Genomic DNA, 13,587 nt, shown 5'->3' on the forward strand with positions numbered 1-13,587 from the left:
ACTTGACAGAAGAAGCCCTATTGTTTCTTGGAAGCGCAGTCGCCAGTCTCTTTGGGGGAACTTACTACTTAATTAACGAACTTCATCACTTCTCAAAAGCTCGACTGTCTATCAATTTTACGGAAACAGTGACTTGACAGAAGAAGCCCTATTGTTTCTTGGAAGCGCAGTCGCCAGTCTCTTTGGGGGAACTTACTACTTAATTAACGAACTTCATCACTTCTCAAAAGATCGACTGCAAAGCAGACGGAGCACAACCACCGGACCAACTTAACCGGTTTCATCTGTTCTCAAAAGCCCGATTGCCCGTCACTTTTGCGGAGGTTATTGTTTAATCGAAGAAGCTTTTGAATTTCTTGAAAATCTTTTCCTTTACCGATCCGCTTGGTTTGAAGCTGTCGGAATCGTCCCACTTCTCAAGTGTGCTCTTTTCTTCCTTACTCAAGGTTTCCGGCACATAGATACTGATGTTTACCAACAAATCGCCCGTTCCGTAGCCGTTTACGCTGGGGAGTCCTTTGCCGCGAAGGCGAAGCACTTTGCCCGGTTGCGTACCGGAGTCGATTTTTACTTTAACCTTGCCGTCGATGGTGGGAATTTCTACCGCGCCGCCCAACGCTGCCGTCGGGAAACTGAGCAGAAGATTGTATATCAGGTCGTTTTCATCGCGGATCAATTCCGGATGTGTTTCTTCTTCCACCAATATCAACAAATCGCCCGGAATACCGTTTTGCTTGCCGGCATTTCCTTTGCCTCCCATAGAAAGCTGCATGCCTTCCGCCACTCCGGCGGGTATTTTTACCGTTACCACTTCTTCGCCATAAACGATACCTTCGCCTCCACACTCTTTGCATTTGTTCTTGATGACTTTTCCTCCACCGTTACAAGTGGGGCAGGTGGATCGGGTTTGCATGGTTCCCAGAATGGTTTGCTGATTGCGGATCACTGTTCCGCTGCCTTTACAAGTCGGGCACGTTTCGGAACCGCCGTCGCCTTCCGCTCCGCTTCCGTGACAGTGATTGCAGGACACATATTTTTTCAGTTTGAATTTCTTCTCTACTCCTGTGGAAATCTCCTTCAGTGTCAGCTTCACCTTCACGCGAAGATCGCTTCCGCGATGCCGGCGTTGTTGAGCGCTTCCGCCTCCGAATCCTCCGAATCCGCTGAAGCCCCCGCCGAATCCGCCACGCCCTCCGAAGATGTCGCCGAACATGGAGAAGATGTCGTCCATAGACATTCCTTCGCCTCCGAATCCTCCGAACGGACCGCCATTACCCGCAGCTCCGCTCATTCCGGCGTGTCCGAACTGGTCATAGCGCGCCCGTTTGTCCGGGTTGCTCAAGGCATCATAGGCTTCTGCCGCCTCTTTGAACTTCTCTTCCGCCGCTTTGTCGCCCGGATTCTTATCGGGGTGGTATTGAATCGCTTTTTTACGATAAGCTTTTTTAATTTCTTCTACTGTGGCGGTCTTAGAGACCTCCAGCACTTCATAATAATCTCTTTTTGCCATTTTTTATTCAGTTATGGGAAAATTCAACGTATCGTTCGATACCAATCAGCTTATTTACTCTCCGACTACTACTTTCGAATGACGGATAACCTTGTCATTCAACGTGTAACCGGTTTGTACACAATCCAGAATTTTCCCTTTCAACTCTTCCGAAGGCGCGGGGATTACGGCGATTGCCTCATGGTAATCGGTGTCCAGCGGCTGCTCTTTCGTATCTATCACCTTTACTCCGTTCTGCCCGAGGGTAGCCATGAGTTTGTTGTAGATCAGCCCGACTCCTTCTTTCACGGCAGCTACGTCCGTAGCGGTTTCCATTGTTTTGATGGCGCGTTCAAAGTCGTCGATCACCGGAAGAATACTGCCGATACTCTTTTCGCTGCCGTTCAGTATCAGTTCGGCCTTTTCTTTGAGGGTGCGTTTGCGGTAATTGTCGAATTCGGCGGACAAGCGCAAGAACTTATCTTTTTGCTCTTCAATGATGGCCTGAGCCTCTTCCAATTCTTTTTCCAACTCTTCTTCGCGGGTCAACGGGATTTGTTCTTCCGTTTGTTGGTCTTGCGTCTCTTCTGCGGCTGCATCGCGGGTTTCCTCAACGTTCAGCTCTTCTTCTCTCACTTTTTTTTCTTTTGGATCCATATCTTGATTTTCTTTTATTCATGCTATTGCTCTTCAGCAAAAACTTTGCCATTTTGGCTTCCCTGCTCGAAAAACGCCGCAAAGGTAATATTTTTATGTCAGATTGGCACATACCTTATGGTTCATTATTCATTTTAAATGACTACCTTTGCCGGCTCAAACAGAAAACAGTCAATAGTAAAATAGCAAATAGATAAGATGATTACAGTTTCAAACGTTTCGGTGCAGTTTGGTAAAAGAGTATTGTTCAATGATGTAAACCTGAAGTTTACCGCCGGTAATTGTTATGGCATCATCGGTGCCAACGGAGCAGGGAAATCAACCTTCCTCCGTACCATATGCGGTGACTTGGATCCCACCACCGGAACAATTGTGCAAGGACCGGGCGAACGCCTGTCTGTACTAAGTCAGGACCACTTCAAGTGGGATGCTTATACGGTGATGGACACTGTAATGATGGGCCATACCGTGTTGTGGGACATCATGAAGCAGCGCGAAGTTTTGTATGCCAAGGAGGATTTTACGGACGAAGACGGCCTGAAAGTTTCCGAATTGGAAGAGAAATTCGCCGAGTTGGACGGATGGAATGCCGAGAGCGACGCGGCAATGCTGCTGAGCGGGCTGGGAGTGAAGGAAGACAAGCACTATACGCTGATGGGCGAGCTTAGCGGAAAAGAGAAGGTGCGTGTGATGCTGGCGCAGGCTTTGTACGGCAATCCGGACAATCTGTTGCTCGACGAGCCGACGAACGACCTGGATATGGAGACGGTGGCTTGGCTCGAAGAGTATCTTTCGAATTTCGAACACACCGTATTGGTGGTGAGTCACGACCGCCACTTCCTCGATTCCGTGTGTACGCATACCGTGGATATCGACTACGGAAAGATTAATATGTTTGCCGGCAACTATAGTTTCTGGTACGAATCGAGCCAGTTGGCCCTCCGCCAGCAGCAGAACCAGAAGGCGAAAGCTGAGGAAAAGAGGAAGGAGTTGGAGGAGTTTATCCGCCGTTTCAGCGCCAATGTTTCGAAGAGCAAACAGACTACAAGCCGCAAGAAGATGCTCGAGAAGCTGAATGTGGAAGAAATCAAGCCTTCTTCGAGAAAGTATCCGGGGATTATTTTCACCCCCGAACGCGAACCGGGAAACCAGATACTGGAGGTGTCGGGACTAAGCAAAACGACGGAAGAGGGGGTTGTTCTTTTCAACGATGTCAATTTCAATGTGGAAAAGGGAGACAAGATTGTTTTCCTTTCGCGCAATCCTCGTGCCATGACGGCATTTTTTGAAATCATCAACGGCAATTTGAAGCCTGATGCGGGGCATTTCAATTGGGGGGTGACTATCACCACGGCTTACCTGCCGCTCGACAATACGGATTTCTTCAATACCGATTTGAATCTGGTCGACTGGCTGAGCCAGTACGGCGAGGGCAACGAGGTATATATGAAAGGATTCTTGGGGCGTATGTTGTTTTCGGGAGAGGAAGTGCTGAAGAAAGTAAGTGTGCTTTCGGGAGGAGAAAAGATGCGCTGCATGATAGCCCGGATGCAATTGCGGAATGCCAACTGTCTGATTCTGGATACTCCGACCAACCATCTGGACTTGGAATCGATTCAGGCGTTCAACAATAACCTGAAGACTTATAAGGGAAACATCCTTTTCTCGTCTCACGACCATGAGTTTATCCAGACCGTGGCAAACCGTATCATCGAGCTGACGCCCAACGGAATCATCGACAAGATGATGGAATATGACGAGTACATCGCCTCCGATCACATCAAGGAGTTGAGGGCGCGTATGTACGGCGAATAACGATGCCGGCGGAACGGAGCCTTTGTTCGGAGCGGACGGAGGCTCTGTTTCACTGAAAAGGAGCTTTTGTTTGGAATAAACAGAAGCTCTGTTTGATTGAAGTTAAGCGTTTGCCGAAATAATCTGAAAATTTTCACCGAACTGAAAGCAGATTATACGGGGCTTTACGGTAATGCTGATGAAAACAACCGGAAATTCCGTTTAGCAGAAAAGAGACTCTTTGTTTGAAGAAGCAGTGTTTCTATATTAGGTGAAGCTGATCGTTTGCCGAAATATTCTGAAAATTTTCACTGAACTGAAAGCAGATTATACGGGGCTTTGCGGTAATCTTGCTGAAAAAAAACCGGGAATTCCGTTTAACCGAAAAGGGTTCCTTTGTTCAGCCGGAACAAAGGAACCCTTTTTATTGGTCTGCTGCATCAGACGCGTGCGGATGCTATTTCTTGTAAATCAACTTACTGCCCGTTTCGCTTCCGAACAAGTTGTCGCCCAGCGTGGTAATCTGCTTTCCCGTCACCAATACATGGCGCAGGTTGTCGCATCCGATAAAAGCGCCGTATTCGATGGCCGTCACTTCGGGCGGGAGCGTCAATGTTCCGCAAAGCCGCCCGCAATTGCTGAATACGCGCTGGCCGATGGATTTGAGGTGTTTCGGAAGTTTTACCCTCAGCAGATACTTTTTCTGCGCGAACGTGAAGTCGGGGATGACCGTCGCATTTGTACGTTCCATGTCGATGGCAACCAGATTGGGCATATAGTCGCGAATCAGTTTGAAGTCGGCATTGTCGAGCTTGCCTTCCACCGTCAGGAAATTAATAGCTTTCGGCTGCAACCCTGCTTTTAAGATCGATTCTTCCAGCGTTCCCATCATTCCCACCCGCAATGTTGCCTCTACAGGTTCTCCTTCGATGAAGGCGAAAGATTCCCACCGGTTCTTGTTGCGATACGCGTCGCTACTGCCGAGCGGTACGAAGATGGCCGTCACACTGTCTGCCAATGCCTCAGGAAGCAGGTTGGGAGGTGTCTTTTTACGTATCTGGCAGATCTTCAGGCGGGTGCATCCTTTGAAAGCGGCGTCTTCGATGTTCCGGATTTTCTCCGACAGTATCACCTTTTCCAGCGTCTCCTTTCCTTTGGTTGCCCCGTCTTTCACGTCCGAGAAAGCGTAGGCGGGTATGAAGTTGGGCATGTAGATGTAGAACTTGCCGTCGGGGTAAGTACCCGATTTGCCGGCGTACATTTTGATTTCGGCATTGGAAATGTCGAGAACTTTCAGTTGCGCGAACTCATCGCGCAGATGCCTGAAGTCTTCGGCATTCAGTTTGCCGGTGAGCGTCAGATGCGTGATGCTGTTGGCTTCCGCCTCCGTCATCATCGAAATCAAAGTTCCGGGTTTGCTCACATAAAAGGTCTTGCTCGTTTGAGCGGAGATGCCTATCGCACCGGTTGCCAGTAGCAGGCTCGTCAATAATTGCTTAATAGTCATGATAATAAGATTCTTTTACACGCAAATATAAGAAAAATAGGGAAGAAGTAGCGGTTTTTTGCGTTTTATATCTATTTTTGCGATTTAATAAACTTAACTCTGACATGGAAGAGACCGAAAGAAAGAAACTCGTATCCGGAAAGTTTGCCGTATGTATTTATTTAGCGGCTTTTATGGTGTTGCTATTCGTCTGCTCTTTGTTTTACGGCGGTATAGCCGGCGGAATCCTGCTTCTGCTGAAGGAAAACCCGGAGAATAGCGACAGCCTTTGGGTATTGTTCGTAATGGAAATAGCCCTGCTGCTGGCGGTGCTTACTTCGGTTGCCGTATTGCTTAGGATGGAGCAACGGGGATTTTCCGAACTCGGACTTTCGGTCAAAGGACGCGCCGCCGACATCGGATACGGCATGCTGATGGCTTTGTCGATATACGCCATAGGCTTCGGTCTCTGCCTCGTTACCGGTGAAGTCGAAGTGGCAGGGGTGCATTTCTCCCTCTTGTCCCTGATCGCTTCGTGGGGTTTCTATCTGTTGGTGGCGCTGGCGGAGGAGATCATGGCGCGCGGCTATCTGCTGGGGATGATGCTGAGGCACAACGTAAACAGGTTTCTTGCCCTCTTTATCTCCTCGCTGCTATTCAGCCTGTTGCATATGTTCAATCCTAACTTTGGCCTGCTGCCGATGATCAACCTCGTGCTTGCGGGTTCCCTGCTCGGAGCTTCTTTTCTTTACACCCGCAACCTCTGGTTTCCCATTTCTCTGCATCTTTTCTGGAATTGGCTGCAAGGTCCCGTGCTCGGTTATCAGGTGAGCGGCAATGAGAGGGAGGGTATACTTGACCTGCATCTGCCTCAAGAAACGGTGTGGAACGGCGGATCCTTCGGTTTCGAAGGATCGCTTATTTGCACCGTGCTGATGATTCTGGGCACGGCCGTCATCGTTCTTTGGGGAGAAAAGCGGCTACTCCTGCGGCACACCCGCCATGCTTAGCCGGATACGCTTACGTTCGGCATCGATGCCTATCACTTTCACCATCACGTGCTGATGGATGGATACCACTTCAGTGGGGTCGGAAACGAAACGCTCCGCCATTTCAGACAAGTGTACCAGCCCGTTTTCTTTGATTCCTATATCCACGAAAGCGCCGAAGTTCGTAATGTTGCCTACGATGCCCGGAAGAATCATTCCTTCGCGAAGGTCGTTCAACGTGCGGACATTCTTATCGAATTCGAACACTTTGATAGCCTTGCGCGGGTCGCGTCCCGGCTTGTCGAGCTCCTGCATAATGTCTTGTAAGGTAGGCAGCCCCACCGCAGGAGTGATGTAATCGGATATGTTTATCTTCCGGCGAAGCTCTTTATCTGCGATCAACTCGGCGACCGTACATTTCAGGTCGGCCGCCATCTGCTCCACGATGCAATAGCTCTCGGGATGCACGGCGGTGTTGTCCAGCGGATTCTTCGCCCCCGGAATGCGGAGGAAGCCCGCGCATTGTTCGAAAGACTTGGCTCCCATACGCGGCACTTTCATTAATGCCTTGCGCGAATCGAACGCTCCGTTTTCGGTGCGGTAGTCGACAATGTTCTGCGCCAGTTGCGGCCCTAATCCCGAAATGTACGTCAGCAAATGGCTGCTTGCCGTATTCAGGTTTACTCCTACCAAGTTCACACAGCTTTCTACCGTTTGGTCGAGCGCCTTTTTCAATTTATTTTGGTCTACGTCGTGCTGGTATTGTCCCACACCGATAGACTTCGGATCGATCTTCACCAGTTCCGCAAGCGGATCCATCAGGCGGCGTCCGATAGAAACCGCGCCGCGCACCGTGACGTCGTAGTCGGGAAATTCGTCGCGCGCCGTTTTCGATGCCGAATAAACTGAGGCTCCCTGTTCGCTCACTGCGAATACCGGAATCTGGCGGTCGAATGTCTGCCGGCGTATAAAGTCTTCGGTTTCGCGTCCGGCTGTTCCGTTGCCTATGGCTATAGCCTCTATGCGGTAGGCCTCCACCATTTTGCGGAGCCTCGACGCCGCTTCCCCTGTTTTGCCTACGGGAGGGTGGGGGTAGATGTTTTCGTTATGCAGAAGATTGCCTTGTTCATCCAGACAAACCGCCTTGCAGCCGGTGCGGAAACCGGGGTCGATGGCTAACACGCGCTTCTGGCCCAACGGAGACGCCAGAAGAAGCTGCCGCAAGTTCTCCGCGAATACGCGGATGGCTTCATCGTCGGCTTTCTCTTTCGACTGTCCGGCAAATTCCGTTTCGATGGAAGGCTTGAGCAATCGTTTGTAAGCATCGGCAACCGCCTCGCTCACCTGGCGGCTGCATTCGTTGTCGCCACGAACGAACTGCCGCTCCAGACGCTCGGTGCAGGCATCGTCATCAGGATTTATGGAGACTCTGAGCAGGCCTTCCGATTCCGCCCGGCGAACGGCCAGCAAGCGGTGCGAAGAACAACGTTTCAAGGGTTCGGAGAAGTCGAAGTAATCCCGGTATTTGACTGCTTCTTCCTCTTTTCCCTTCACCACCTTGGCGGTAATCGCGGCTTGCCTGCCGAATTGATGACGTACGGCGTTGCGCGCCCGTTCGTCTTCGTTCACCCGTTCGGCGATGATATCGCGCGCGCCTTTCAACGCGTCTTCGGCATCTTTCACCTCTCCTTTCACGAAAGCCGATATTTTTGCCGAGAGATTGCCCTCTCTTTGCAGCATCAATAGGGTAGCAAGCGGTTCCAAACCCTTCTGCCGGGCAATCTCCGCACGGGTTTTCCGCTTCGGCTTGAAAGGCAGATAAATGTCTTCCAACTCCGTCGGGCTCCATGTGTCGCGGATTCGTTTCTCGAGTTCCGCAGTCAGTTTGCCTTGTTGGTCGATGGTGCTCAACACGGTTTCTTTACGTTTGGCTATTTCGCATAGCTTATCGTATTGTTCTTTGATGTGCTCTATCTGCACTTCGTCCAGACCGCCCGTCGCTTCTTTCCGGTAACGGCTGATGAAAGGAACGGTAGCGCCTTCTTCCAGCAGGCGAAGGGTGTTTCCGACCTGCTTCTCCGCTATGTTCAATGTCTCGGATATCTTTTGATGAAATAATTCCATAACGCTTTTTCTGTGTAAATGAATCACAAAAGTACGCATAAATCTTTTACGAACGGTAAGTTTGGTTATATTTGCGTTAGGTTTTTAATATTGATGAATCTCTGAATTGAAATTGATGATACGATGAATCGAATAGCGTTTGTTTATCTCTGGCTGCTTTCTCTTGTGTTTACGGCGGCGGCGCAAGAAAGGACCGTGAATCTGAAAATAGTGCAGACGAGTGATGTCCACGGCAATTATTATCCTTATGATTTTATCACCCGCACGGGGTGGGAGGGCAGCCTTGCCCGCGTGCATTCTTTCGTGAAGCAGGAGCGGGAGTGCTATAAAGACAATTTGTTGCTGTTCGACAACGGAGATATTCTGCAGGGGCAGCCTACGGCATACTACTATAATTTCATCGATACGGTTTCGCCGCATCTCTGTGCCGAAATAATGAACTATATGGGGTATGACGCCGGCAATATGGGAAACCATGATGTGGAAACCGGACATGCCGTGTTCGACCGTTGGGTGGGGAGCTGTCGGTTCCCCATATTGGGAGCCAACATAGTCGATTTGTCTACCGATGAACCGTATCTTCCTCCGTATAAAGTTTTCGAACGCGAAGGAGTGAAAGTCGCTCTTCTGGGCATGATTACTCCCGCCGTGCCGGTGTGGCTCCCCGAAAACTTATGGAAAGGACTGCGCTTTGACGATATGGAAGAAACCGCGCGCCGCTGGATGAACGTAATCCGGGAGAAGGAAAAACCGGATGTGGTGATCGGCCTGTTTCATGCGGGACAGCGGGAAGAGCCTCCGATGCCGGGAGAATGCAATGAGAACGCCTCGTTGCAAGTGGCGAGGAACGTGCCCGGATTCGACGTTGTGCTGATGGGACACGACCACATGCGGGAGTGCAGAAAGGTTGTAAATGTGGACGGCGATTCGGTGTTGGTGATGAATCCTGCCAACAATGCTCTGGTTGTGTCTGCCGTAAGCATCGCTTTGACGTTGGAAAACGGCAAAGTGAAGACCAAGAAAATAGAGGGAAGCCTTGCGGATATGAGGAATTACGAGGCGGACGAGGATTTTATGCGGTATTTCGACGGGCAATACCAAGCCGTCGGCAAGTTCGTTTCGAAGAAAATAGGAAAAGCCGAGAGAACGATATCCGCGCGTTCTGCCTTTTTCGGTCCTTCGAGCTTTGTAGACTTTATCCATTCCTTGCAGCTTGCCATCAGCGGAGCGGATATTTCGTTCGCGGCTCCGCTCTCGCCGAACGCCGAAATAAAAAAGGGAGATTTATACGTCAGCGACATGTTCAACTTGTATAAGTACGAGAATCTGCTTTACGTGATGCGACTGTCGGGGCAGGAAATCAAGGATTATCTGGAGGAGTCGTACTACTTGTGGACCAACCGGATGAACTCGCCCGACGACCATCTGTTGTGGTTTAAAGAGCCGCGTGGCAACGACTCTGCAAAGAGGTCGGCATTGCAGAACTACAGTTATAACTTCGATTCGGCGGCGGGTATCATTTATACGGTCGATGTCAGACAGCCTAAAGGAAAGAAAATACATATTGTCGGTATGGCGGACGGAACCCCGTTTTCTTTGGCCAAACATTATAAAGTGGCATTAAACTCGTATCGGGGAAACGGCGGAGGCGAATTATTGACCAAAGGAGCGGGCATACCGAAGGAAGAACTTGACGAACGCAGGCTCTTTTCTACCGACAAGGACTTGAGGTTTTACCTGATGAAATACATCGAGAAAGCAGAAGTTGTCTCCCCCAAACCCTTAAATCATTGGAGGTTTATTCCTAAGGACTGGACGATTTCTGCCGCTAAGCGCGATTGCAAATACTTGTTCGATGATGGTCGATAAGCAGGCATAATTGTTCTTTTCGACCGGTAATCTCCTGTATGGGTAGGTCCCTAATTTTATTATTGGTATCTTTGGCCTAAAAACCAAAAGTTTATGAGTGTTCAATATGTTCCGAAGGTTGGAATCTCTTCGGTCTTTCATTCCAAACGCGTAGACCCTGCGGATATTGATTTTGTGGACAATGACATGGCCCTTTTTAATGCGAAGAGTATACTTTCTTTATTCGACGGACCGAGTAAGTTGGAGGTTCTTAGCATCGCACTTTGCCTGGAAGGACGTATCACGCTTAACCTTAATCTTCGTGAGTATGAATTGGTTCCGGGACGCATGGTGGTGATATTGCCTAACCAAATAATGGAATACCGGAAAGAGAATGAAGAGTTTCGGGGAATTTTCTTTGCAATGTCGATGGATATGCTGGAGCTGTTGCCTCAAATCAGAAACATGCTGTCGCTTTTTCTGTATCTGAAAGATTATCCGTGCTTGGATTTGACTTCAGACGAGCAGGATCTTGTGCAAGAATATCACGCATTTATCAGAAGGCGTTTGAAAGACGGAGAGAATCCTTATCGTAGAGATTTGGCATTCGGATTGATGCAAAGTTTTTTCTTTGAGTTATACAGTCTTTTTCATAATCATACTCCGGCAATTTCTTGTCCGGTTAAAAGCAAAAGCCGTCAAGAATATATATTCGGGCGGTTTTATGAAGCACTGCTCCGTTCTTATCAATCGGAACGCAGTGTGAAGTTTTATGCCGACCGGCTGTGCCTGACACCAAAACATTTGTCGGGCGTAGTAAAGAGTGTGAGCGGGAAAACGGTGGGAGAGTGGATCGATGAATTTGTCATCCTTGAAGCGAAAGCGCTTCTGAACTCTTCTAATCTGAACATTCAGGAGATTGCCGACCGGCTTAATTTTGCCAATCAATCTTTCTTTGGAAAATATTTTAAGCATTACACCGGCATGTCTCCGAAACAATACCGTAAAAGCAGATAGCGGAAATGAATTCCGCTCATGCTGCGATGTGTTTATAAAACACCCGAACGTACCCGGCTCAGTGTTTCGGGTGTCATCAATAAGTACGAAGCGATGTTTGCCAACGGCGCGCGTTTGATAATCTCCGGATGTCTTTCGAATAAAAGATGGTATCGCTCGCGCGCGGATTCGAATCGCCATGAATCGGCTTTGATTTGCGAGGTGATTAACGAGTGCTCCAGTATTTTGCGGTAGAACATGTCTACTTCCGGATTCTCTTTTGTCAGTTTCTGAAGAGATGTATAAGGGAACTGATAAATTACGGCCGGTTCCAAAGTCTCTACCATAAGGCGGGTGGGTTCTTGTTTCAAGAAACTTTCGATACACATCAATATGCACCCTTCGTACGAGAAATGTTCGGTGACGTCTTTCCCGTTTTTATAATAATATTGCCGGAGCATGCCTTTGCCCACGAAGATAATTTCACGGGCTATTTCCCCTTCGTTGAGGGCGATTATGCCTTTGGGGAGGTCTTTGCGTACCAAAATGCTTTCTATCAACCGCCGCCCTTCCGCGCTCATCTCCGGAAACCGGGAGTTTACAACGGCGTTTACCGTATCTCTTAATAATGTATCCATTTGATTATTTAGTCATATTGTGCGCAAAATTACTAAAACGATTGACATAAATCAAGCCGGTTTTGAAAAGAAGAGAGAAAAGGAAAGCTTCGGGTGTAAATAATGATATTTTTAAAACGCGTATCCATTCGGATTCACGTAAAGAATAAAGCTCCGTTACATGTTTCTGGATGAATGCGCGTTTAATAATGTGAGCGTCCGATTGTTTTGTCGGACTTTTTTTATTCCGTTATATTCGGCGGTTGCCTTAGAGGATGTTCATTCCTTCTAAAGTAAGTTTGACTATAAAGAGGGTGAAAATAACCCACATCGTGAGTGATATTTGTCTCACTCTGCTGCTCAAAGCTTTGAGGATGACGAATGACAGCATTCCGAAAACGATTCCGTTGGCGATGCTGAACGAGAAAGGCATCATGACGATGGTGAGGAAAGCGGGGAATGATTCCGACAAATCGTTGAAGTTAATTTTCAAAACAGAGCTTATCATGAACAGTCCGACAATAATCAGCGCCGGAGCGGTGGCTGCTGCCGGAACCATCAGAAACAGCGGGGCAAACAGTAGCGACAAGGCGAACATCATGGCAGTAGACAGCGAAGTGAGTCCGGTACGTCCGCCCGAAGCGACTCCCGAAGTGCTTTCCACAAACGAAGTAACCGTACTTGTACCGAGAATGGCGCCTACGGTAGTTCCCAAAGCATCGGCAAACAAGGCTTTTTTAATCTGAGGGAAATTGCCTTCTTCATCCAATAAGTTGGCTTTCGACGCAACTCCCAGCAAGGTTCCGATGGTGTCGAACAGATTCACAAAGAGGAATGTGAACACCACAATCAGCATGTCGAGTGAGAAAAGGTGTTTCCATTCAAAACTCATGAACACCGGAGATATGTCGGGGGGCAACGAAAAAATCCCCTCTTCGGGCAACTTCACAAGGCCGAGGAATACGGCGAATATGGTCGATGCGATGATGCCGATAAGGAAAGAACCGTGAATATTCTTAATGAAAAGCACGGCGGTAACCACCAGCCCCAACAAAGCCACCCAAATGTGCGGATCGGACATGCTGCCCATAGAAACCATCGTGTTGGGGTCTTTCACAATCAACCCGGCGTTTTGCATACCGATCAGCGCGATAAAAAGTCCGATTCCAACCGGAATGGCATCCTTTATCGACTTGGGAATGGTGTTGACAATCATTTCCCGGATGTTGCAGGCGGTAAGGATAAGGAAAATAATACCTTCGATGAACACCGCCGTCAAGGCCATCTGCCAGGAGTATCCCAGCCCGAGGACAACGGAAAAAGCGAAAAAACTGTTCAATCCCATTCCCGGGGCCTGCGCAATGGGAAGGTTGGGAATCAGCGCCATGAATAAAGTTCCTGCCACGCTGGCGATAGCTGTTGCGGTAAACAGTGCTGCGCGGTCCATGCCTGACTGACTCAAGATGTTTGGGTTTACTACCAGAATGTACGACATTGTCAGAAAAGTAATAATACCTGCGACAATCTCTGTGCGTACGTTTGTTTTGTGTTCTTTTAGCTTAAAAAGTTTTTGTAACATGGGTTTTA

Annotated in this window: 10 protein-coding genes; 4 read left to right on the plus strand and 6 right to left on the minus strand. The window is 48.8% G+C overall.

The window, feature by feature from the left end; translation table 11 throughout:
- Window positions 1-331: 331 nt before the first annotated feature.
- Window positions 332-1,510 (minus strand): molecular chaperone DnaJ, encoded by a 1,179-nt coding sequence (gene dnaJ, locus GGR07_RS08625; protein ID WP_021644689.1) that lies wholly within the window; start codon window positions 1,508-1,510, stop codon window positions 332-334.
- A 54-nt stretch (window positions 1,511-1,564) separates the two neighbouring features.
- The gene (locus GGR07_RS08630; RefSeq protein WP_034542974.1) at window positions 1,565-2,146 is read right to left on the minus strand and encodes a nucleotide exchange factor GrpE; all 582 of its coding nucleotides are present in this window, start codon (window positions 2,144-2,146) and stop codon (window positions 1,565-1,567) included.
- A 198-nt stretch (window positions 2,147-2,344) separates the two neighbouring features.
- Here GGR07_RS08630 and GGR07_RS08635 point away from each other — a divergent pair, with 198 nt between their 5' ends.
- Window positions 2,345-3,961 (plus strand): ABC-F family ATP-binding cassette domain-containing protein, encoded by a 1,617-nt coding sequence (locus GGR07_RS08635; RefSeq protein WP_034542975.1) that lies wholly within the window; start codon window positions 2,345-2,347, stop codon window positions 3,959-3,961.
- A 436-nt stretch (window positions 3,962-4,397) separates the two neighbouring features.
- Here the strand turns inward: GGR07_RS08635 and GGR07_RS08640 are convergent, their stop codons facing one another.
- Window positions 4,398-5,447 (minus strand): leucine-rich repeat protein, encoded by a 1,050-nt coding sequence (locus tag GGR07_RS08640; RefSeq protein ID WP_034542977.1) that lies wholly within the window; start codon window positions 5,445-5,447, stop codon window positions 4,398-4,400.
- Between the two features lie 104 nt (window positions 5,448-5,551).
- Here GGR07_RS08640 and GGR07_RS08645 point away from each other — a divergent pair, with 104 nt between their 5' ends.
- Window positions 5,552-6,436, plus strand: coding sequence for a CPBP family intramembrane glutamic endopeptidase (locus GGR07_RS08645; protein ID WP_034542978.1), 885 nt, complete (start codon window positions 5,552-5,554; stop codon window positions 6,434-6,436).
- Here GGR07_RS08645 and GGR07_RS08650 read toward each other — a convergent pair.
- The gene (locus tag GGR07_RS08650; protein ID WP_122056586.1) at window positions 6,407-8,539 is read right to left on the minus strand and encodes a Tex family protein; all 2,133 of its coding nucleotides are present in this window, start codon (window positions 8,537-8,539) and stop codon (window positions 6,407-6,409) included. The two genes, GGR07_RS08645 and GGR07_RS08650, sit on opposite strands and share 30 nt — an antisense overlap.
- Before the next feature lie 123 nt (window positions 8,540-8,662).
- Between GGR07_RS08650 and GGR07_RS08655 the strand changes: the two genes are divergently transcribed.
- Complete coding sequence (locus tag GGR07_RS08655) at window positions 8,663-10,408, plus strand: bifunctional metallophosphatase/5'-nucleotidase (protein ID WP_021644699.1); 1,746 nt, start codon at window positions 8,663-8,665, stop codon at window positions 10,406-10,408.
- A 93-nt stretch (window positions 10,409-10,501) separates the two neighbouring features.
- Window positions 10,502-11,404 (plus strand): helix-turn-helix domain-containing protein, encoded by a 903-nt coding sequence (locus GGR07_RS08660; protein ID WP_122056587.1) that lies wholly within the window; start codon window positions 10,502-10,504, stop codon window positions 11,402-11,404.
- A gap of 32 nt (window positions 11,405-11,436) precedes the next feature.
- Here the strand turns inward: GGR07_RS08660 and GGR07_RS08665 are convergent, their stop codons facing one another.
- Together GGR07_RS08665 and GGR07_RS08670 are read right to left on the minus strand one after the other, a co-directional pair.
- Window positions 11,437-12,021, minus strand: coding sequence for a Crp/Fnr family transcriptional regulator (locus GGR07_RS08665; RefSeq protein ID WP_021644701.1), 585 nt, complete (start codon window positions 12,019-12,021; stop codon window positions 11,437-11,439).
- Between the two features lie 247 nt (window positions 12,022-12,268).
- A complete protein-coding gene (locus GGR07_RS08670) occupies window positions 12,269-13,579 on the minus strand; it encodes an NCS2 family permease (RefSeq protein ID WP_021644702.1) in 1,311 nt (436 codons plus the stop codon).
- Between the last annotated feature and the right edge of the window lie 8 nt (window positions 13,580-13,587).

The sequence above is a fragment of the Bacteroides pyogenes genome (assembly GCF_014196225.1).
Taxonomy (GTDB): Bacteria; Bacteroidota; Bacteroidia; order Bacteroidales; family Bacteroidaceae; genus Bacteroides; species Bacteroides pyogenes_A.

Excerpts from the sequence above, each read along its gene's own strand:
- dnaJ (WP_021644689.1), bottom strand. The coding sequence starts at position 1,510 with ATGGCAAAAAGAGATTATTATGAAGTGCTGGAGGTCTCTAAGACCGCC.
- GGR07_RS08630 (WP_034542974.1), bottom strand. The coding sequence starts at position 2,146 with ATGGATCCAAAAGAAAAAAAAGTGAGAGAAGAAGAGCTGAACGTTGAG.
- GGR07_RS08635 (WP_034542975.1), top strand. The coding sequence starts at position 2,345 with ATGATTACAGTTTCAAACGTTTCGGTGCAGTTTGGTAAAAGAGTATTG.
- GGR07_RS08640 (WP_034542977.1), bottom strand. The coding sequence starts at position 5,447 with ATGACTATTAAGCAATTATTGACGAGCCTGCTACTGGCAACCGGTGCG.
- GGR07_RS08645 (WP_034542978.1), top strand. The coding sequence starts at position 5,552 with ATGGAAGAGACCGAAAGAAAGAAACTCGTATCCGGAAAGTTTGCCGTA.
- GGR07_RS08650 (WP_122056586.1), bottom strand. The coding sequence starts at position 8,539 with ATGGAATTATTTCATCAAAAGATATCCGAGACATTGAACATAGCGGAG.
- GGR07_RS08655 (WP_021644699.1), top strand. The coding sequence starts at position 8,663 with ATGAATCGAATAGCGTTTGTTTATCTCTGGCTGCTTTCTCTTGTGTTT.
- GGR07_RS08660 (WP_122056587.1), top strand. The coding sequence starts at position 10,502 with ATGAGTGTTCAATATGTTCCGAAGGTTGGAATCTCTTCGGTCTTTCAT.
- GGR07_RS08665 (WP_021644701.1), bottom strand. The coding sequence starts at position 12,021 with ATGGATACATTATTAAGAGATACGGTAAACGCCGTTGTAAACTCCCGG.
- GGR07_RS08670 (WP_021644702.1), bottom strand. The coding sequence starts at position 13,579 with ATGTTACAAAAACTTTTTAAGCTAAAAGAACACAAAACAAACGTACGC.